Genomic DNA, 18,541 nt, shown 5'->3' with positions numbered 1-18,541 from the left:
GCCGCGACCGGTGCCTGCGACCCTGAGGGCGTGACCCCGACCGGGCTGCGGCCCACCACCCGATGGCTGTGGCCGCTCGTCGCCGATCTCGCGTGCGTGCTCGCCCTCGCGCTCGGCGGCAAGAGCTCGCACGAGGCGAGTGACTCCGACTGGGTCGTGCTCGTCATCGTGTGGCCCTTCGCACTGGCCGTCGGCCTGGCGCACGTGGTGCTGGCCCGGCGTGGCCGTCCCGCGGGTCCGCTCTGGCCCGAGGGGGTCCTGGTCCTCGCGGTCACCTACGGGCTCGGCATGCTCCTGCGTGGACTCTCCGGCCGCGGTCTCGCTCCCGGCTTCCTCGTCGTGGCTGCGGTGTTCCTCGCGGTGACGATGCTGGGTTGGCGGGTCGTGGTCGGGCTCGTCGTGCGACGCGGTCGTGTGACGTAGGAGCTTGCGCCCGAACCCTGCCGCGACCGGCGGGCCCGGGTGTTGCCAGCGAGCTCGCGTCCCTCACCAGGGCGTTTCGCTCTGCGCGTGCGGCGGGCACACTGGATGCCCGATCACGAGGCACCTCGTGTGCCCCGACAGTGGAGCGTCCACATGTCCGCCCCAGCGCCTCCTCCCACTCCGGCTCCCGCTCCGGTGGGTCCGCCGACCGTGCCACCGGTCGCGCTGCGGACGTACACGGCGATCCGCATGGGCGTGGTCGTCGTCATCGTCGCCTTGGCGTTCGCGGTGTGGCGGGAGATCGTGACCGACCCCGAGGGGTGCGTCCAGCGATCGTTGAGCGCGTACTACTACACACCGGTCCGGCCGGTGTTCGCCGGCGCGCTGATCGTGATCGGGTTCTCGATGGCAGTCATGTGGGGCAAGACGTTCCTCGAGGACGCGGCGTTGAACCTCGCGGGACTGCTGCTGACCTTCGTGGCGCTGAATCCCACGTTGGACGCGGCCTACTGCAACATCGATGAGGCGACGGCGGGAGGGACGGCTCCCCACAGCGACGAGACCCACAAGATCACGCCCAGCGAGCTGATCGATGCCAACGCGTCCACCATCAGCCGCGGAGTCTTCACCCTCCTCGTCGCGCTGACTGCGCTCCTGATCGTGATTGCGATCGCCGGCGAGGTGGTGCGTCGCCGGGCGGAACGGGACGCCAGGGCCTTCCCGTCGGGCCTCGTGAAGAACTACCGGATCACGTGGGTGCTGGCTGCCTCGGCCGTTGTCGTGTACTGGGTGCTGTTCCTGGACGCCAACAACCGGCTCTCCTTCTCGGCGGACGGGCCGAGCGGCACGGCGAACGAGGGCAGCTGGTTCTACCACGGCGCGCACGGATGGTCGGCGAACATCGCGGTCATGCTTGTCTTCATCGCGGTGGTGGCAGCCGCGCGGGAGAAGCTGCCTCCGGCTCCGGCCCAGCCGTCCTCACCCTGGTGGCACGTCTGGGTGTGGCTGATCCGAGCGTCGAAGTTCGCCTGGCGGAACAAGAATCCGCTGACCTGGGAGGTCTGGTCGAACACGTGGGCGTGGATGTACACGGCGTGTGCGATCGCGATGGCGGTCGTCGCCGTCGTGGTGAAGGCCGGCGACAAGCTCGGTCTGTTCTCGTGGTGGCCGTGGGTCGATGAGCACGCCACGTTCGTCGTGGAAGCGATCCTGATCACCCTCATCGGCGTCTTCTGGATGATCCAGACGTTCGATCGGCGGAGGGATGGAGCTCCGCGGTACTGACCGACCCTGCGGACGCGCGATGGAGGGCGAGGGGCAGGAACTCGCCTCGCGGTCGCCGTGCCCGGGCGACCCAGCTCGTCGACGATGCCGCCCGGTCTCAGCGCCGCGTCTGATTCTCGCCAGCATCCGCCGCGTCCGCTTGATGGGCTTGCTCCACGTGGCCGCTCGACACGACGGTCGCGAAGCCATGGAGAGAGGACCTGATCGTGAAGATCGCGCTCGTCACCGGCGCCAACCGGGGGATCGGTCTGGCTGCCGCTCGGCGGCTCGCACGCGAATGCGGCCACGTGATCCTTGCCGCCCGGAAGGCCGACGCCGCTTCCGAGGCGGCAGATCGGCTGGTGCGTGAGGGGTTCTCATCGAGCGGCATCACCATGGACGTCACCGACCGGGCGTCTGTGCGTGCTGCCGCTGTTGAGGTCTCCGAGCGGTTCGGGCATCTCGACGTGCTGGTCAACAACGCGGGGATCCTGCCCGAGGCGACCAACCCGGAGCCGAAGGAGGTGCTCGACCTGGCGATGTTCGAGCAGACCTACCCGGGCCGCGACCCTCAGCACCGACGACCCGACCGGAACGTTCATCGACGCCAACGGGCCCGTGAAGTGGTGAGACCGCGCCGGCGTCTGGTCAGCCGCCATCCGTACCCGTCCCCCCGGCGTGCTGTTCCGCGGCGGACGTCAGGCGTCCGCCTGCGGGTCAGTACTCGCCCTTGATCACGAAGAACGAGCCCCGGATCGTGCCGGCCAGCTTCGACTTCTGGCGGGCGAACTTGAACCGGTCCGCGAGCTCCTCGGGGACCTCCATGCCGTCGGAGAGCTTGAACCCGACGGCGCGCTTGCCACCGTCGGCGACCGTGTACATCACGTTGATCGAGAGGCCGGACCGGTAGAAGACGTAGGCCATCCGGATGCCGTCGACCTCGAAGGCCGTCGCCTCGAGCGGGGGTGAGCTGATGACGAGGTCGCGCTCCTCGGCGAGGATCCGGTGCACGTACTCGACGACCTCGGCCGCCTCGTCCGCCGGCTCGACGGTGAAGACGTGGTCGTACTTGTTCTTGAAGTACCGCGCCTCGTTGGCCCGCAGGCCGGCGAGGGCATCGGCGACCGGGGACGACTCCAGCCCGGTCGTAGAGACATCCACGAAGTCGACGACGTAGCTCATGGCGCCACGCTAGTGGCTAGCGTGGGCGGCGTGACGGGTTGGACACGACGGGCGGTCCTCGGCGCGGGCGCCGTCGGGGCGCTGTCGGCGTGCTCGTCGGACGGCGACCGTCCGTCGCCGTCGCCCACCCCGAGCGGGTCCTCGCCGACGACGAGCGGCAAGATCCGCTGGGGCCGCCTCGAGCGGTCGGTCCGGGGCACGCTCACGCGCCCAGGTGACCCGGCGTACGACCAGGTCCGCCTGCTCCAGAACCCCCGGTACGACGGCGAGCACCCGCTCGCGGTCCTCTCGGTGGCGTCGGAGCAGGACGTCGCCACGGGCCTGATCTTCGCGCGTGACCACGACGTCCCGGTCGCGCTGAGGTCGGGCGGGCACAGCTACCCCGGCTGGTCCGGCGGCGGTTCGCCGCGCGCTCTCGTGCTCGACTGCCGGCCGCTCGACCAAGTGCAGCTGGACGGGGCGACAGCCACCGTCGGGGCGGGTGCCGCGCTCGCGCACGTCTACGAGGAGATCGGCCGGCGGGGGCGGGCGATCGCGGCCGGCTCCTGCGCGACGGTCGGCATCGCCGGGCTGACGCTCGGCGGCGGGGTAGGCGTGCTCACCCGCGCCCTCGGGCTCGCCTGCGACGCGGTCACCTCGATGCGGGTGGTGACCGCGGACGGGAAGCTGCGCACCGCCACCGCCGACGAGGAGCCCGACCTGTTCTGGGCGCTGCGCGGCGGCGGCGGGGGACACCTCGGCATGGTCACGTCGTTCGTCCTCGACACGGTCGCCGCGCCGACGATCAGCTCGACGTTCCTCTCCTGGCCGTTCTCGGCCGCGGCGCAGGTCGTCGAGGCGTGGCAGCAGTGGGCGCCGACGGCCGACGACCGGCTCTGGTCGACCCTGAAGGTGCTGGGCGGCGCCACGCACCCGGGCGAGCCGACACTGATCCTCTCGGGCACCTGGACGGGACCCACGGCTGAGCTCGACGGCCAGCTCGCCGGCCTTCTCGACCACGTGCCGAGCCCGAGCGTCCGCTCCGACCATGTCCGCGGCTACCTCGAGGCGATGCAGGCGTACGCCGGCTCGGGGGAGCGCGAGTCGCTCGCGGCCACCTCGCACGTGATGTACGACGCGCTCGACGTCGACGGGATCGCGGACCTGCTGGACCAGGTGCGGGCCGCGCAGTCCTCCGGCCTGAAGGAGGCCGGCATCTCGATGGACGCGCTGGGCGGCAAGGTCGCCGACCTGGCGCCGGCGGACACGGCGTTCGTGCACCGCCGGGCACTCGCGACGGTGCAGTACACGGCGACGTTCCCGCCCGGCAGTCCGAGGTCCGCCGACGACTACGTGCGCGGCTTCCGTGCGGCGATGCTGCCGCACTGGGGCAACCACGCCTACGTCAACTACGCCGACCCGACGATCGAGGACTACCTGACGGCGTACTTCGGTGCGAACGCCGACCGGCTCACCCGGGTGCGCGGGCAGTACGACCCGGACGGCTTCTTCACCCAGCCCCAGGGCTTCTAGCCGGCGAGCGCGGCGAGGTCGCGCCACCACGAGAGCCGGTTCGGCCGCCCGTCGTAGTCCTTGCGCTGGTTCGCCCCGCTCACGCCGGGCAGGACGAACACCTGGGCCGGGCCGAGGAACCAGTCCGCCGGGCCCAGGCCGGGGCGCCGTACGCCGAGCGCCCGGGCCGCCTCGTGAGCGACCGTCTTGCTAGTGAACGCGAGCCAGTCGGGCCGCCAGCCCTCCAGCTTCTCCACGAGCGCGTCGATCTCGACCCAGCGCGGGTCCCAGTGCCCGACCAGGTCGGTCAGGCCCAGGCCCAGCTCGGCGACCCGGGCGTCCTCGTCGGGCCGCAGCCGCCGCGGCGCCAGGCCACTCAGGTGCAGCGACTCCCAGAAGCTGTTGCCGGGCGTCTCGTAGTAGTGGTCGCGCAGCCTGGTGCTCTCCGCGCCCGCCAGCCCGCAGAAGACGATGCGCGGCTCGGGCGCCACGATGTCGGGCAGGACCTCCACCCGGACAGCGTTGCGGGCTCAGGCGGTCAACGCAACACCTCGGCTAGTGCTTGTGATGGTGTCTTGAAGGCGAGGGTCTGTCGAGGACGGTCGTTGAGCTCGAGTGCGATGGCGTCGAGGTCGTCTTGTGTGAGAGTGCGGAAGTCGAGTCGTCGGGGCATGTACTGGCGCAGCAGCCCGTTGGTGTTCTCGTTGCTGCCGCGCTGCCAGGGCGACTTCGGGTCGCAGAAGTAGACGTCGATGCCGGTCTGGTTGGTGAACCGCTTGTGCTCGGCCATCTCGTGGCCCTGGTCCCAGGTCAGCGACTTCGCCAGGTGCTTGGGCAGGTGCTGCACTGCTGCGGCCAGGGCGTCGGCGACGGCGTCGGCCTTGTGGTTGCCGGCCGGCAACCCGACCAGCAGCAGGTAGCGGGTGGACCGTTCGACCAGGGTGGCGACCGGACTCATGCCCCGGCCGAAGACCAGGTCGCCTTCCCAGTGACCGGGCACGGCACGGTCCTCGGCTTCAGCTGGGCGTTCGCTGATGTTGACGATCCCCGGCCGGGAACCTCGACCATCAGGCAGCCGCATCCCGTGCGAGCGTCGGATGACCCGGCCGGTGCGCAGGTAGGCGGTCAGCTCCTTGCGCAGGGCACCGCGGGACTGCACGAACAGGGTGCGGTAGATGCTCTCGTGCGACACGTGCATCCCTGGGTCGTCGGGATAGGTCAGCTTCAACCAACCGGCGATCTGTTGGGGCGACCACCGGCATTGAAGCTTCTCGGTCACGATGCCAGCCAGCACTGGGTTGCCGGCCAACTTGCACGTCTTTGGACGGGTCGACCTGGCCCACGCGGCTTGGTCAGCGACCGTGGCCCGGTACCGGCGCCGGCCGCCGTTGCCGCTGACCTCACGGCTGATCGTCGACGGCGACCGACCCAGACCTGCCGCGATCGCCCGAAGCGACAACCCGGCGGCCAGACCACGCGAGATCTCTTCGCGCTCTTCGAGGCTCAATCGACCGACTTCTCGATGTCGTGGATCAGGTCTGATCCCACCGCACCGAATCAGGTAGGTCCGCACCGTGCTGGTCGGCAGACCCAGAGCCCGAGCAGTCGGCTTGACCGAGTGCCCGGACCGCAACCGCCTCCAGATCTCGTCGATGTCTGCAGGCGACAACCGCTGATAGCTCTGACGCGCCATCGCGACCTCCTTCAATCAGGAAGTGTTGCGATGACTCATTGAGAGCGCCGTCTCAACCGGACCAAGGGCGTGCGTACGCCGGCACCGGTCAGGACGGGTACGCGCCCATGGCCATGAGCCACGCGCGGGGATCGGTGTCGTCCTCGTAGATGCTGCCGCCGAAGGGATGCACCTCGAAGTGGAGGTGGCAACCGGTGGCGTTGCCCTCCTGGCCGACCCGGCCGAGCGGGGCGCCCGACACGACGGCTTGGCCGTCGGCGACCTCGAGAGCCTGCAGGTGGGCGTACCAGGTGGTGAGCGAGCCGGTCGCCGTGCTGACCATCACGAGCCATCGACCCGACCAGGCCTGGTCGGTGCGGACCATCACGGTCCCGCCGTTGGCGGCGACGACGAGGGAGCCGCAGGCCGCGGCGAGGTCGTCGCCGGTGTGGGTGGTGTGCCAGCGACCGCTCCGGGCTCCGAAGTTGTCGAGGTCGCGGAACGGCGTGCCGGGCGCCAGAGGGAACGTGATCGCCCCGTCGTGCCCGCCAGCGAGGGCGTCGCGCACGACGCGGTCCTCGCGGGCGAGCTCCGTGAGCTCGGACTGCGCCGAGCGCACCTCCGCGAGGACGGACCGACGCGCCCGGTCCGCCGCGGCCAGCGCCTCGCGGGCGGCTCGGAGCCGCCCATCCGCCTCCCGCACCGCCCCTTCGAAGGCGAGCGCGGCGACCTCGAGCTCCTGCCGGGACCGGTCCGCGGCCTCGACGCCGGCGACCTGGCTGCGGCCCAGCTCCTCCAGGCGGGTCAGGTCCTCGAGGATGCTCGCGTCGTCGGCGGTCAGCGCCTCCGCGACCGGCGCGAGCTGCGTCATCGTGTAGCTGCCGGTGAGCGCCGAGACGAGGACGTCGCGGTCATGACGGTACTGCTGCTGAGCGGTACCCAGGGCATCCCGCGCCGCCCGCAGCTGCGCGTCGGCCGCGCGTGACGCGGCGCCGGCCGCCCACGCGGCCTCCTGCGCCGCGTCGTACGCCGTCGTGCGGTCTCGCAGCCGGGTGGCGAGGTCGGCCAACCGTTGCCGGGCGGCGGCCGTGCCCGCGCTGTCGGTCGGGTGGGGGCGCAGGAGGCCGGGGGAGACGTGCCAGGTGGCCGCGGCCGCGACCGTGCGGGCCAGGACCTGTGCCTGTCTCCGGTCGGCCGAGCGGGAGGCGGCCGGGACCAGCGCCGTCATGCTGTCGGCCGGTGCCAGCTGGAGTGCGATCCGCTGGGCGTGCGCGGGCCCGGCCGCCGCCCCCACCGTCACGACGGCGACGACGGCCGCACCTGCACACACGCGCGCCGCGGCGCGCTTCCCCCGATTCCCCACGCTGGACAGCGAACGGCGTCGGCGCCGCCGCTGGTGGTTGCGCCCGGGGCGTCTCCCCAAAATTGGTGGTGCGGAAGGACCCGATCACCCCCTCTGGTCCAGTCCACCCCGGGCCGAGCCCGACGAGGCCCCGCGTCTGGCCCGAAACGAGAACGTGTTCTAGTATCGACCTGTCCATACACGTGACAGGAGATGCGATGTCCCAGGCTGTTCTCGACGGCGTCCGTGATCTGCTCCCCGGTATCCGGGAGCGGGCCGACGAGGCCGAGCGACTTCGCGTGGTTCCCGAGGCCTCGATCAAGGAGCTGGAGGAGGTCGGGTTCTTCCGGCTGCTCCAGCCGCGCCGCTTCGGCGGCCACGAGGCCGACCCCGTCGACTTCTACACCGCCGTCCGCGACATCGCGGGCGCCTGCGGCTCGACCGGCTGGGTCTCCAGCGTGGTGGGCGTGCACCCGTGGCAGGTCGCGCTGTTCGCCGACGAGGCGCAGCAGGCCGTCTGGGGTGCCGACACCACGACCCGGCTGAGCTCGTCGTACGCGCCGACCGGCAAGGCGGTGCTGACCGAAGGCGGCTACACGCTCTCCGGCAAGTGGAGCTTCTCGTCCGGCTGCGACCATTGCGGCTGGGTGCTGCTGGGCGGGCTGGTGTTCAACGCGGACGGCAACGTCGTGGACTTCAAGACCTTCATGGTGCCGCGCGAGAACTACACCATCGTGGACGTCTGGAACGTCGTCGGCCTGGCCGGCACCGGCTCGAACGACATCGTGGTCGAGGACGTGTTCGTGCCGGAGGCCTTCACGCTGTCGATGAGCGACACCGGCCGGTGCTTCGGGCCGGGCCAGGAGCAGAACACCTCCGACCTGTACAAGCTGCCGTTCCACTCGATCTTCACCGGCACCATCACCACGCCGATCATCGGCATGGCGGCGGGCGCGTACGCCGAGCACGTCGACATGCAGCAGAAGCGCGTGCGGGCGGCGTACCTCGGTGAGAAGGCGTCGCTCGACCCGTTCGCGGCGGTCCGGATCGCGAAGGCGTCCTCCGAGATCGACGCCGCCTGGGCGCTGCTGGTCAACAACATCCGCGAGGAGCAGGCCTGCGTCGAGCGTGGGGAGAAGATCCCGCTGCAGCTGCGGCTCAAGGTGCGCCGCGACCAGGTGCTGGGCACCCAGCGCGCGATCGACGCGATCGACTCGCTCTTCGAGGCGTCCGGCGGCCGGGCGCTCGCGACCGGCTCCTACCTCCAGCGGGCCTGGCGCGACGCGCACGCCGGCCGGGTGCACGCCGCGAACGACCCGGAGCGGGCGTTGCAGATGTACGGCGCCCACGAGTTCGGGCACAAGGTCGACCCGGGGATGTACTGAGTTGGCCGACATGGTGACGATCACCAAGGAGAGCGTCCGGCGATCCGCCAAGGCGAAGGACATCACGCTCACCTACTACGAGGCCGGCCCCGCGTCGACGGAGCCGACCGGCCCGGGCGGTGGACTGCCGCTCGTCATGCTGCACGGCGGTGGGCCGGGGGCATCGGCGTGGTCGAACTTCGGCAGCGCGCTGCCGAGGTTCGCCGCGTCGTTCCGGACCCTGCTCGTGGACCAGCCCGGCTTCGGCGGCTCCGACAAGCCGCCGGTCGTCGGCAACTTCTACCGCCACGCCGCCGACCACGTGGTCGCGCTGCTCGACGAGCTCGGCATCGAGCGCGTCCACCTGCTCGGCAACAGCCTCGGCGGCGGTACGGCGATGCGCCTGGCGCTCACCTACCCCGACCGCGTCGGCCGGCTGATCCTGATGGGCCCGGGCGGCCTGTCGCTCAACCTGTTCCACGCCGACCCGACCGAGGGCGTGCAGCGGCTGATGGACTTCGGCGCCGAGCCGACCCGCGAGAACCTCCGCGCGTTCATCTCGACCATGGTCGTCAACCAGGAGCTGGTGACCGACGAGCTGGTCGAGGAGCGGTTCGCCGACGCGACGGCGCCCGGCGCGCAGGACGCGATGCGCTCGATGGGCATGTCGTTCTGGAACCCGGACACCGCCGAGGACGGCATGCTGTGGCGCGAGGCGCACCACCTGCGCAAGCACACGCTGCTCACCTGGGGCCGCGAGGACCGGGTCAACCCGCTCGACGGGGCCTTCACCGCGCTCAAGCTGATCCCCAAGGCGCAGCTGCATGTCTTCCCCAACTGCGGGCACTGGGCGCAGATCGAGGCGGCGGATGAGTTCGCCGAGATCTCCACCGCGTTCCTGGCCCGCCATGTCGAGAGGAGCCGCGCGTGAGCATCGACGTCAAGTCCATGGGCTATGTCCGGGTCGCCAGCACGGACCTCGCGCAGTGGGAGACCTTCGCCGGCAAGGTCCTGGGGCTGGCGAAGGGCCGCGGGCCGAACCCTGACCACCAGTACTGGCGGATCGACGAGGTCTCCGCGCGACTGGTCGTCGTACCGTCCGACGTCGACCAGCTCGACTGCGTGGGCTGGGAGCTCGCCGACCACCGCGCCCTGCAGGAGGCGCGGGAGCACCTCCAGAAGGCCGGCGTCGACTTCGAGGAGGGCACGAAGGAGGAGCTCGACGAGCGCCGCGTCCAGGAGCTGATCCGCTTCTCCGACCCGTTCGACAACGTCTTCGAGCTGTTCCACGGCATCACCTACGAGTCGCGGCCGGTCGTCACGCCGTACGCCGCCACGTTCGTCACCGGCGACCAGGGCATGGGCCACATCGTGCTCCCGGTCCTCGACGACGTGGAGGCGCTCCGCTTCTACACCGACGTGCTGGGCTTCCGGCTGCGTGACTCGATGAGCATGCCGGGGGAGTTCGTCGGCAAGGAGCCGGGCTCGAAGGTCTGGCTGCGGTTCCTCGGCGTGAACCCGCGGCACCACTCGCTGGCGTTCCTGCCGATGCCGAACCCGGCCAAGTGCGTGCACATCATGCTCGAGGTCGACGAGCTCGACCACGTCGGTCGAGCGCTGGAGCGGGTGCGCAAGCACCAGGCGCCGCTGTCGGCGACCCTGGGGCGGCACATGAACGACGAGATGGTCTCCTTCTACGTGAAGTCGCCGGGCGGCTTCGACGTCGAGTTCGGCACCGAAGGCCTCACCGTCGACGACGCGCGCTGGGTCGCGCGGGAGTCGACCGCGGTGTCGTACTGGGGCCACGACTTCGGTGCTGGAGCCCAGTGACTTCCGACGCGGTGGAAGACTGACGTCATGGCCTCGGACCGTGGAGCTTCGGACGATGAGATCCCCGACGGGATGAGCCCGGACGCGCGGGAGACCTGGCCGAGCCCCGAGCTGATCAACTCCTGGCTGGGCGACCAGGACATCGACTTCGAGTTCCGTCCGGGTGAGGACGTCGCTGTCCACGACGACCCCGAGCACGTCGCCGCCGCGCGGCGCTTCCGCGACGTCCTGGGCCGGTTCGCCTCGGGCGTCACCGTCGTCACCGGTACGTCGGGCGGCGAGCCGGTCGGCCTGACCTGCCAGTCGTTCTCCAGCGTGTCGCTCGAGCCCCCGCTGGTGGTCTTCATCCCGGCGAAGTCCTCGCGGGCATGGCCGCTGATCCAGCGCTCGGGCAAGTTCTGCGTGAGCTTCCTGGCCGCCGACCAGGCCGAGTTGTCGAACACGATGGCCAGCCGCGGCGTCGACAAGTTCGCCGACGTGAAGTGGACCCCGTCGCCGGAGACCGGCTCGCCGATGCTGGACGGCGCGCTCGCCCGGGTCGACTGCACCATCCACGCGGTGCACGAGGCCGGCGACCACTACGTCGTGATCGGGCGGGTCGTGGACCTCGCGATCCAGGACGACGGCGACCGGGACCCGCTGCTGTTCTACCGCGGCGAGTACCGGACCACCGGTCCGCGTTGAGGGGGCTGTTCGCCGTCGAGTGACGTGAGATGGCTCCGAAACGGGCCGTTCTCCAGCCATTTCGCGTCACTCGACGACCCCGGCGCAGCCGGGCACTGGTTCCGGGTCAGGCGAGCGCGTCCAGCAGGAGCGTGGTGACCTCGTCCGGCCGCTCGAGGTTGGGCAGGTGACCCGCCCAGGGCAGCACGGTGCGGCGCGCGTCAGGAAGTCTCTGCGCAAGAGCGTCGGCCACCAGCGCGAAGTAGTCGAGGTCACGTGCCCCGCTGACGACGTACGCCGGCATGGTGGCCTGCGTCAGGTCGATGGGGGGACCCGGCTCGCGGGGCACGTCGTCGCCGGCAGCGAGCTGGACCTCGAACGCGGTGCGCTGCATCTCGCGGACCAGCGCCCGCGTCGCGGTCCTCGCCTCCGGCCCGAGGAAGGTCTCGACGTTGAGCTCCACCGCACCGGTGACGTCGCCCGCCTCCAGCAGCGCCTCCTCGCGCTCGGCGAACGCCCGCGCCGCCGGTGTCGGGTCGACGTCGTCGGCATCTGCGCACAGCAGCACCAGCCGGCTCACGCGGCCCGGCCATGCCGAGGCAACCTGCTGGGCGATCACGCCGCCGGCCGAGGAGCCGACCAGGGCCGCCTCCTCGATACCGAGCTCGTCGAGCAGGCCGATGACGTCCTCGGCGTCGGAGTAGGCGGCAGACGGTTCCGTGGGCAGCGGGCTTCGGCCCCAGCCGCGCCGGTCGTAGCGGACCACACGGTGGCGGCTGGCGAGCGCCTCCCACTGCGGATCCCACTGCCGCAGATCGGTGACGCCGGAGTGGAGGAGGAGGAGGACGGTCGGGCCCCGGCCCGCGGTCTGGTGGTGAAGAGGGCTCATTGCCCAGAGCATCTCGGACAACGCGCTCCCTCGGCCACTCGTTTAGACCCGGTCAGTACGACGGCAGCCGGTCCGCGTCGCTCTTGGCGAACCCCGTCCACGTCGTACGCCGCGGGTTGGCGACGGTGGCCGGTGCCTGCTCCTGGCGGTCGCCGACGCCGTCGAAGTGCGGCTCGAGGTGCAGGTCGAGGTCCGACGGGTTGGTCATGAAGGTCGTCATGGCGACGACGCTAGGAGTGACGGGTGTGACTGAGGAGGTTTCCGCCCGAACCGGGCCGATCGGTCCAGAGCGGTCGGTAACGAGTGGTCCACGAGACGTGCACAGCCCCGGAACAGCCCTTGACTACGGGCGCCAGTCGCGCCCGAACCAGCGCCGTACCCGGTCCGTCCCGAACGCCGCCTTGTCCGCCGCGAGCGCCCGACTGGGGCCTTCCAGCGCGCCGGTCGGCGCCTGCCCGCCCAGGAACGTCACGTCGACCTTGCCGACCTCGCCGCCGCCGAACTCCAGGTAGCAGGTGCCGTGGCCGTCGTACGTCGCCGCGGACGACTCGCCGCGCGCCCGGGCGACCAGCTGGGCGGCCACCACGGCGGCCTGGCCCTCCGCGAACACGCCGGCCTTCGGCGTGCCGACGCTGGTGACGTCGCCGACGGCGTACACGTCCTCGTAGCGGGTCCGCAGGGTCGAGGGGTCGACCGGGATCCAGCCGTCCTCGGTGAGCCCGGCCGCGACCACGACGTCGGGAGCGCGGTGCACGGGGACGCCGAGGAACAGGTCGAACGCGAGCTCGGCGCCGTCGGCGAGGACGGCCACCCGGCGCTGGGGGTCGAGCGAGCGCACCGTCGCGCCCGGGTGCCAGGCGATGCCGCGCTGCGCGAACTCCGCCAGCAGCGCGGCTGAGGCGGACGGCGACGGCGGGATGGGCGCGCCGAGCGGCATCACGAGCGAGACGGTCGAGACGTCCAGCAGGCCGCGCCGGCGGAGGTGGTCGTGGACCAGGAGCGCCGTCTCGCTCGGCGCCGGCGGGCACTTGAACGGCGTGGACGTGACGGCGACGACCACGCGCCCGCCGGGGAAGGCGTCGATGACGTCGCGGAGGGCGAACGCCCCGGCGACCGTGTAGAACTCGTGGCCGGCCTCGAGCAGCCCGGGCGTCGCCTCGGGGTGCAGGTCCGCGCCGAGCGCGACGACCAGGACGTCGCCGTCCAGCGAGCCGGCGTCGGTCCCGACGCGGCGGGAGACCGGGTCGATCGACGTGACGGTGGCCTGGACGAACCGGACGCCGTTCGGGACCCGGTCGGCGTAGCGGTGCTCGACGTGGTCGGCGGTCGCCCGGCCGAACATCACGTCGAGCTTGGAGAACCCGAAGACGAAGCCGTCGGCCCGGTCGACGAGGGTCACCTCGACGGCAGCGCCGAGCGCCCCGTCGAGTGCCGTGGCCAGCTCGAGCCCACCGAAGCCGGCCCCCAGGATGAGGACACGCATGACTGGACGCTAGTGGTCGCGACGGTGCGGCGCAGGCGCTTCGGCGACGTTGACGGTCGGGGTCCCGCCGCCGACCCGGGCGATCACGGCGAGCGACGGCTCGCCGGCCGGGTTGCTCTCGCGATGGACCGTGTACGCCGGCACGTGCACGAAGTCGCCCGCGACCGCGTCCAGGTAGCCCTCGTGGCCCTCGAACTCGAAGCGCAGGACCCCGCGCACGACGTACAGGCTCGACTCGTTGCGGTCGTGGTGGTGCCAGCCGGACACCGCACCGGGCGCCGTCTCGACCTGCCCGGCCCACAGCAACGGCAGCTCGAACGCGCGCTCGCGGTCCATGCCCGGCGTCGGGTCGGCCGGCACCAGGTCCGCGGGACCGAGGACGCGCACCGGCCGGGGGAGCTCGAGACCCATGGCCTCAGAGTGTCACGCGGGCGCGGTGCTCGCGCGGCGATCCGTACAGCTGGCCGAGGGCGTGCGCGCGCTTGAAGACCAGGTGCGCGTCGTGCTCCCAGGTGATCGCGATGCCGCCGTGCAGCTGGATGGTCTCGCCGGCGATCGTGGCGAGCGCCTCGCAGCAGTAGGACTTCGCGACGTGGGCGAGCTCCTCGGCGTCGTCGGCGTGCGTCGCGACGGCGTATGACCCCGCCCAGGACGCCGACCGCGACATCTCGGCCAGCACCAGCATGTCCGCCATCCGGTGCTTGAGCGCCTGGAAGGACCCGATCGGCCGGCCGAACTGCACCCGCTCCTGCGAGTAGGCCACGGTCATGTCGAGGGCGCGCGCCGCGCACCCGGCGGCCAGCGCGGCACAGCCGACCGCACCGACCAGGCGCGCCCGGTCGCGGGCCGCCGGGCCGTCACCGATCCGGGTGCTCGTGCCGCCCGTCACCGTCGCGAGACGGATCGTCTGGTCCATGCTCGGGACCCAGGCGCGCTCGGCGTCCTCGACCTCGAAGAGCCCGTCGTCCGTGGCGACCACGACGATGCTCGCGAGGTCACCGTCCAGCACGGGGCCGGCATCGTCCAGGGCTCCGTCGACGAGCGCCGCGACCTCGCCGGCCGCGATGCGGGGGAGCAGCCGGGCCTTCGCGTCGTCGTTTGCGCCGGCCAGCAGCGCCTCCGCGGTCACCACCGAGCTGAGCAGCGGCGACGGCACGAGCGAGCGGCCGATCTCCTCCAGCACGACGGCCGCCTCGAAGAGCGAGGCGCCGAAGCCGTCGTGCTCCTCCGGGACGGCGAGGGCGGCCACCCCGATCTGGTCGCACAGCGTCCGCCAGAGCTCCTCGTCGTACCGCTCGACCCGGGCGTCGCCGCGCCTGTCGAGCAGCGAGCGCACCGTCGAGGCCAGCTCCTGCTGCTCCTCCGAGAGCGCGAACTCCATCAGAGCAGCCCTGCCAGGACCCGGCCGCGGTGGTACGCCGGGGTGCCCCAGGCCGTCACCAGCGCGCGCACCTTGGTCAGCCAGATGCTCAGGTCGAACTCCTGGGTGTAGCCGATCGCGCCGTGCACCTGAAGCCCCGTGCGGGACGCGAGGTACGCCGCGTCCCCCGCTGCCACCTTCGCGGCCGAGGCCGGCACCTCGCCGAGCGCCGCGCCCAGCACGAGCGGACGGGCGAAGTCGAGGGCGATGCGGACGTCTGCGAGCGCGTGCTTGATCGCCTGGTAGGACCCGATCTCGCGGCCGAACTGCTTGCGCTGCTGCACGTACGTCACCGAGTCCGCGAGGATCCGCTCGCCGGCGCCGAGCAGCTGGGCCGCGGTCGCGAGCACGGCCAGGTCGAAGGCCTCCTCGTGCACCTCGCCGTCGCCGCTGACGCGGAACAGGTGCCGGGTGCGGTCGACGGAGTCGACCCGCTCGCCGACGGACGTCGCGGGCGACGAGCCGACGTACACCCGGTCGGCGACGTCGGCGTCGAGCGCGTACGGCACGTGTGGCGGCAGTGCCACGGTGGCCACCCCGTCGACCTCGCGCCCCAGCGCCACCGGGAGGTACGCCGCGGACTCGACCCACGGGCCGGGCACGGCGTGCCGGCCGAGTGCTTCGAACGCCAGGCAGACCTCGACCGGCGTCGCGTCGGTCGCGAGCGAGGTGACGCCGAGGTCGGCCAGCCGGGCCCAGAGCTTCAGGCCCGGGCCGTGGTCGTCCTCCGCCCACGCCCGCGCGGCGCCGACCGGGTCGGCTGCGGAGAGCAGGCTCTCGAGCGCGGCGGCGAAGTCGCGCTGGTCGTCGTCGAGCTCGAACCTCACCCGCGCACCTCCCGAGGCAGGCCGAGGATCCGCTCGGCGACGATGTTGCGCTGGATCTCGTTGGTGCCCGCGTAGATCGGCCCGGAGAGCGAGAACGTGTAGCCGTCGAGCCACCTCGACCCGACCTCGGCCTCCGGCCCGAGCAGGTCGAGCGCGGTCTCGTGAAGGGCGACGTCCAGCTCGGACCAGAACACCTTGTTGACCGAGCCGGCGGCACCCATGTCGCCGCCTCCGGCCAGGCGGGTGACCGTCCCCCAGGTGTAGAGGCGGTAGGCCTGCGCACCGAGCCAGGCATCGACGACACCGTCCCTGAACGCCGGGTCGGGGCGCTCGCGGTAGAGGTCGACCAGGCGGTCGGCGGCGGCGCAGAAGCGGCCGGGGGAGCGCAGCGACAGCCCGCGTTCGTTGCCGGCCGTCGACATCGCGACCCGCCACCCGTCGCCGGGGGCGCCGAGCACGTCGGCGTCGGGCACGAACACGTCCTCGAAGAAGATCTCCGCGAACCCGGCCTCGCCGTCGAGCTGGGCGATCGGGCGGACGGTGATGCCCTCGGCGTCGAGGGGGAAGAGGAAGTACGTCAGCCCGTGGTGCCGCTGGGCCTCCGGGTCCGAGCGGAACAGCCCGAACCCCCAGTGTGCGAACGTCGCCCGGGAGGACCAGGTCTTCTGGCCGTTGAGGACCCAGCCGCCGCGTTCGTCGTCGCGACGTGCGGTCGAGCGGAGCGAGGCGAGGTCGGACCCGGCCTCGGGCTCGGACCAGCACTGCGCCCAGACCTGCTCCCCGGTCGCCATCGACGGCAGGAACCGGTCCTGCTGGTCCGGGGTGCCGTGGTCGAAGAGGATCGGCGAGAGCAGGAAGATGCCGTTCTGGCTCACCCGGCCGGGCGCACCGGCGCGGTAGTACTCCTCCTCGAACACCACCCACTCGACCAGCGACGCCTCACGGCCGTGGTGCGCCTCGGGCCACGACACCACCGACCATCGGGCATCGGCGAGCTTGCGCTCCCACGCCTGGTGGGCGAGGAAGCCCTCGGCGGTGTCCATCGAGGGCAGCGGCTCGCCCGGCACGTTGGCCGCGAGCCATTCGCGTGCCTCGGCCTGGAAGGCGAGCTCCGACTCGCTCAGCGTCAGGTCCATCCCGGTCAGGCTTCCTTCTCCGTGTTCGGTGGTCGAGTGGCCGCCGAGGGATGAGGTGGCGTATCGAGACCCCTCAGCTCCGTCTTCAGCACCTTGCCGGACAGGTTCCGAGGCAGCGCGTCGACCAGCTCGACGTGCCGCGGCACCTTGAAGTTCGCCAGCCGCTGCCTCGCGAAGGCGATGACGTCGTCGGCGGAGACCGACCCGACGACGTACGCCATGCCGACCTCGCCCATCCGCTCGTCGGGCACGCCGACCACGGCGACGTCGCTCACGCCGTCCATCCGGGCGAGCGCCTGCTCGACCTCGGCGGGGTACACGTTGAATCCGCCGGAGATGTACATGTCCTTGAGCCGGTCGGTGATGGTGAGGTTGCCGTCCTCGTCGAGCACGCCCACGTCGCCGGTGTGCAGCCAGCCGTCCCCGTCGATCGCCTCGGCGGTGGCCTCCGGGTCGTCGAGGTAGCCGAGCATCACGAACTCGCCGCGGACCAGGAGCTCGCCGTTCTCGGCGATGCTCGTCTCCATGCCGGGGATCGCGCGCCCGCAGGTGGTCGCGACCGTCTCGGCGGAGTCACCCTCGCGGCACATGGTCACGACCACCGCCTCGGTCATGCCGAAGGCCGTCACGACCTGGTCGATCGCGAGCTCCTGCCGCATCCGCTCGATGAGCACGACGGGGACGACGGCGGCGCCGGTGACCGCGAGGCGCAGCGACGAGAGGTCGCGCTCGGTGCGTCCGGGAGCGGCGAGCAGGGACTGGTAGATCGTCGGCGCGCCGGGCAGCACCGTGATCCGCTCGGCCTCGATCAGCCGCATCGTCTCGTCGAGGTCGAAGGTCGCGAGCGGGTAGAGCGTCGCGCCGGTGAGCAGGCCGGTGACGATGCCGACCTTGTAGCCGAAGGAGTGGAAGAACGGGTTGACCACCAGGTACCGGTCGTCGCTGGTCACGCCCCCGAGAGAGCCCCAGGCATCCGCGACGCCGACCGTCTGCCGGTGCGCGGACATCGCACCCTTGGGGCGACCGGTCGTGCCCGAGGTGAACAGGATGTCGGCGACGTCATCGGGCGAGACCGCAGCCGCCACGGTGTCGATGTCTCCCGCCTCCGCCTCGACCGACGAGAGGTGCGCGATGTCGACGACCTCGCGCACGGTGGCGAGGTCGCTGGCGGCGCGCAGGTCGGCACCCTGGGTGCGCCCCAGGAAGCCGTCGGCGACCACCACGAGGACCGCGCCGGTGCGGTCCGCGAGGTCGGCGACCTCGTGCCCGGTGTACCGGGAGTTGGCAGGCACCAGCGTGCCGCCGGCGTACGACACGGCGAGCGCGGCCACCACCCATTCGACGCTGTTCGGCGCCCAGACGACGACGCGGCCGCCCGGGGCGAGGCCGCGGAGCCGGTAGCCGGCCGCGGTGCGGCGCACCCGCTCGAGGAGCCCGGTGAACGAGAGCGACGCCCCGGCCTCGACGTACGCCGCCTCGTCGCCGAAGCGTGCCGCGGCAGCACGGAGCACCCCGGGGACCGTGGTCCTCATGTCACCTCCGCAGGCCAACCAAGC

The 18,541-nt window shown here is 71.8% G+C and carries 20 protein-coding genes; 8 read left to right on the top strand and 12 right to left on the bottom strand.

The window, feature by feature from the left end; all coding sequences use genetic code 11:
• Positions 1–30: 30 nt before the first annotated feature.
• The 3 genes from ACVW2K_RS16495 (at position 31) to ACVW2K_RS16485 (ending at position 2,420) form a co-directional block, all read left to right on the top strand.
• Positions 31–423 carry a DUF3054 domain-containing protein gene (locus ACVW2K_RS16495; RefSeq protein WP_457203246.1) on the top strand — a complete coding sequence of 131 codons (393 nt, stop codon included), beginning with the start codon at positions 31–33 and terminating at the stop codon, positions 421–423.
• A 195-nt stretch (positions 424–618) separates the two neighbouring features.
• On the top strand, positions 619–1,707 hold the full coding sequence (locus tag ACVW2K_RS16490) for a hypothetical protein (RefSeq protein ID WP_457203245.1): 1,089 nt from the start codon (positions 619–621) through the stop codon (positions 1,705–1,707).
• 206 nt (positions 1,708–1,913) lie between these two features.
• On the top strand, positions 1,914–2,420 hold the full coding sequence (locus ACVW2K_RS16485) for an SDR family NAD(P)-dependent oxidoreductase (protein ID WP_457203244.1): 507 nt from the start codon (positions 1,914–1,916) through the stop codon (positions 2,418–2,420).
• On the opposite strand, the gene ACVW2K_RS16480 is transcribed toward ACVW2K_RS16485, so the two are convergent.
• A complete protein-coding gene (locus ACVW2K_RS16480; protein ID WP_028638161.1) occupies positions 2,404–2,868 on the bottom strand; it encodes a hypothetical protein in 465 nt (154 codons plus the stop codon). The genes ACVW2K_RS16485 and ACVW2K_RS16480 overlap by 17 nt on opposite strands.
• Before the next feature lie 30 nt (positions 2,869–2,898).
• Between ACVW2K_RS16480 and ACVW2K_RS16475 the strand changes: the two genes are divergently transcribed.
• Positions 2,899–4,380 carry an FAD-binding oxidoreductase gene (locus ACVW2K_RS16475; RefSeq protein ID WP_457203243.1) on the top strand — a complete coding sequence of 494 codons (1,482 nt, stop codon included), beginning with the start codon at positions 2,899–2,901 and terminating at the stop codon, positions 4,378–4,380.
• Here the strand turns inward: ACVW2K_RS16475 and ACVW2K_RS16470 are convergent.
• The 3 genes from ACVW2K_RS16470 to ACVW2K_RS16460 all read right to left on the bottom strand — a co-directional run bounded on the left by ACVW2K_RS16470 (position 4,377) and on the right by ACVW2K_RS16460 (position 7,394).
• Positions 4,377–4,871: a mismatch-specific DNA-glycosylase gene (locus tag ACVW2K_RS16470; protein WP_051549365.1), complete on the bottom strand. Its 495-nt coding sequence runs from the start codon at positions 4,869–4,871 to the stop codon at positions 4,377–4,379. The two genes, ACVW2K_RS16475 and ACVW2K_RS16470, sit on opposite strands and share 4 nt — an antisense overlap.
• Before the next feature lie 26 nt (positions 4,872–4,897).
• On the bottom strand, positions 4,898–6,052 hold the full coding sequence (locus ACVW2K_RS16465; RefSeq protein WP_457203242.1) for an IS30 family transposase: 1,155 nt from the start codon (positions 6,050–6,052) through the stop codon (positions 4,898–4,900).
• A gap of 88 nt (positions 6,053–6,140) precedes the next feature.
• Positions 6,141–7,394 (bottom strand): M23 family metallopeptidase, encoded by a 1,254-nt coding sequence (locus ACVW2K_RS16460; protein WP_457203241.1) that lies wholly within the window; start codon positions 7,392–7,394, stop codon positions 6,141–6,143.
• Between the two features lie 197 nt (positions 7,395–7,591).
• On the opposite strand from ACVW2K_RS16460, the gene hsaA reads away from it, so the two are divergent.
• From hsaA to ACVW2K_RS16440, 4 genes are read left to right on the top strand one after another with little or no spacing between them, the layout of a single operon-like run.
• Positions 7,592–8,758, top strand: coding sequence for a 3-hydroxy-9,10-secoandrosta-1,3,5(10)-triene-9,17-dione monooxygenase oxygenase subunit (gene hsaA, locus ACVW2K_RS16455; protein ID WP_457203240.1), 1,167 nt, complete (start codon positions 7,592–7,594; stop codon positions 8,756–8,758).
• A 10-nt stretch (positions 8,759–8,768) separates the two neighbouring features.
• On the top strand, positions 8,769–9,668 hold the full coding sequence (hsaD, locus tag ACVW2K_RS16450) for a 4,5:9,10-diseco-3-hydroxy-5,9,17-trioxoandrosta-1(10),2-diene-4-oate hydrolase (RefSeq protein ID WP_457203239.1): 900 nt from the start codon (positions 8,769–8,771) through the stop codon (positions 9,666–9,668).
• Positions 9,665–10,567: an iron-dependent extradiol dioxygenase HsaC gene (hsaC, locus tag ACVW2K_RS16445; protein ID WP_457203238.1), complete on the top strand. Its 903-nt coding sequence runs from the start codon at positions 9,665–9,667 to the stop codon at positions 10,565–10,567. Before hsaD ends, hsaC begins: the two co-directional genes overlap by 4 nt.
• 27 nt (positions 10,568–10,594) lie before the next feature.
• The gene (locus tag ACVW2K_RS16440) at positions 10,595–11,251 is read left to right on the top strand and encodes a flavin reductase family protein (RefSeq protein WP_231496246.1); all 657 of its coding nucleotides are present in this window, start codon (positions 10,595–10,597) and stop codon (positions 11,249–11,251) included.
• A gap of 106 nt (positions 11,252–11,357) precedes the next feature.
• Here the strand turns inward: ACVW2K_RS16440 and ACVW2K_RS16435 are convergent, their stop codons facing one another.
• The 8 genes from ACVW2K_RS16435 to ACVW2K_RS16400 all read right to left on the bottom strand — a co-directional run bounded on the left by ACVW2K_RS16435 (position 11,358) and on the right by ACVW2K_RS16400 (position 18,517).
• Positions 11,358–12,119: an alpha/beta fold hydrolase gene (locus ACVW2K_RS16435; RefSeq protein ID WP_457203237.1), complete on the bottom strand. Its 762-nt coding sequence runs from the start codon at positions 12,117–12,119 to the stop codon at positions 11,358–11,360.
• 52 nt (positions 12,120–12,171) lie between these two features.
• Positions 12,172–12,339 carry a hypothetical protein gene (locus tag ACVW2K_RS16430; protein WP_155992162.1) on the bottom strand — a complete coding sequence of 56 codons (168 nt, stop codon included), beginning with the start codon at positions 12,337–12,339 and terminating at the stop codon, positions 12,172–12,174.
• Positions 12,340–12,462: 123 nt separating this feature from the next.
• The gene (locus ACVW2K_RS16425; RefSeq protein WP_457203236.1) at positions 12,463–13,602 is read right to left on the bottom strand and encodes an NAD(P)/FAD-dependent oxidoreductase; all 1,140 of its coding nucleotides are present in this window, start codon (positions 13,600–13,602) and stop codon (positions 12,463–12,465) included.
• Between the two features lie 9 nt (positions 13,603–13,611).
• Positions 13,612–14,013 carry a cupin domain-containing protein gene (locus ACVW2K_RS16420; protein WP_036570785.1) on the bottom strand — a complete coding sequence of 134 codons (402 nt, stop codon included), beginning with the start codon at positions 14,011–14,013 and terminating at the stop codon, positions 13,612–13,614.
• Between the two features lie 4 nt (positions 14,014–14,017).
• Positions 14,018–14,983, bottom strand: a complete 966-nt coding sequence (locus ACVW2K_RS16415; RefSeq protein WP_457203235.1) for an acyl-CoA dehydrogenase family protein — start codon at positions 14,981–14,983, stop codon at positions 14,018–14,020.
• A complete protein-coding gene (locus ACVW2K_RS16410; RefSeq protein WP_457203234.1) occupies positions 14,983–15,849 on the bottom strand; it encodes an acyl-CoA dehydrogenase family protein in 867 nt (288 codons plus the stop codon). Before ACVW2K_RS16410 ends, ACVW2K_RS16415 begins: the two co-directional genes overlap by 1 nt.
• Positions 15,846–16,985: an acyl-CoA dehydrogenase family protein gene (locus tag ACVW2K_RS16405; protein WP_457203233.1), complete on the bottom strand. Its 1,140-nt coding sequence runs from the start codon at positions 16,983–16,985 to the stop codon at positions 15,846–15,848. The genes ACVW2K_RS16410 and ACVW2K_RS16405 overlap by 4 nt, the downstream gene beginning before the upstream one ends.
• A 5-nt stretch (positions 16,986–16,990) precedes the next feature.
• A complete protein-coding gene (locus ACVW2K_RS16400) occupies positions 16,991–18,517 on the bottom strand; it encodes a FadD3 family acyl-CoA ligase (RefSeq protein ID WP_457203232.1) in 1,527 nt (508 codons plus the stop codon).
• Between the last annotated feature and the right edge of the window lie 24 nt (positions 18,518–18,541).

It is taken from the genome of Nocardioides sp. HB32 (assembly GCF_054058995.1).
This window is presented reverse-complemented; position numbering and strand designations above follow the sequence as displayed.

Excerpts from the sequence above, each read along its gene's own strand:
- ACVW2K_RS16440 (WP_231496246.1), top strand. The coding sequence starts at position 10,595 with ATGGCCTCGGACCGTGGAGCTTCGGACGATGAGATCCCCGACGGGATG.
- ACVW2K_RS16405 (WP_457203233.1), bottom strand. The coding sequence starts at position 16,985 with ATGGACCTGACGCTGAGCGAGTCGGAGCTCGCCTTCCAGGCCGAGGCA.
- ACVW2K_RS16430 (WP_155992162.1), bottom strand. The coding sequence starts at position 12,339 with ATGACGACCTTCATGACCAACCCGTCGGACCTCGACCTGCACCTCGAG.
- ACVW2K_RS16425 (WP_457203236.1), bottom strand. The coding sequence starts at position 13,602 with ATGCGTGTCCTCATCCTGGGGGCCGGCTTCGGTGGGCTCGAGCTGGCC.
- ACVW2K_RS16435 (WP_457203237.1), bottom strand. The coding sequence starts at position 12,119 with ATGAGCCCTCTTCACCACCAGACCGCGGGCCGGGGCCCGACCGTCCTC.
- ACVW2K_RS16415 (WP_457203235.1), bottom strand. The coding sequence starts at position 14,983 with ATGGAGTTCGCGCTCTCGGAGGAGCAGCAGGAGCTGGCCTCGACGGTG.
- ACVW2K_RS16420 (WP_036570785.1), bottom strand. The coding sequence starts at position 14,013 with ATGGGTCTCGAGCTCCCCCGGCCGGTGCGCGTCCTCGGTCCCGCGGAC.
- hsaA (WP_457203240.1), top strand. The coding sequence starts at position 7,592 with ATGTCCCAGGCTGTTCTCGACGGCGTCCGTGATCTGCTCCCCGGTATC.
- ACVW2K_RS16400 (WP_457203232.1), bottom strand. The coding sequence starts at position 18,517 with ATGAGGACCACGGTCCCCGGGGTGCTCCGTGCTGCCGCGGCACGCTTC.
- ACVW2K_RS16465 (WP_457203242.1), bottom strand. The coding sequence starts at position 6,052 with ATGGCGCGTCAGAGCTATCAGCGGTTGTCGCCTGCAGACATCGACGAG.
- ACVW2K_RS16480 (WP_028638161.1), bottom strand. The coding sequence starts at position 2,868 with ATGAGCTACGTCGTCGACTTCGTGGATGTCTCTACGACCGGGCTGGAG.
- hsaD (WP_457203239.1), top strand. The coding sequence starts at position 8,769 with ATGGTGACGATCACCAAGGAGAGCGTCCGGCGATCCGCCAAGGCGAAG.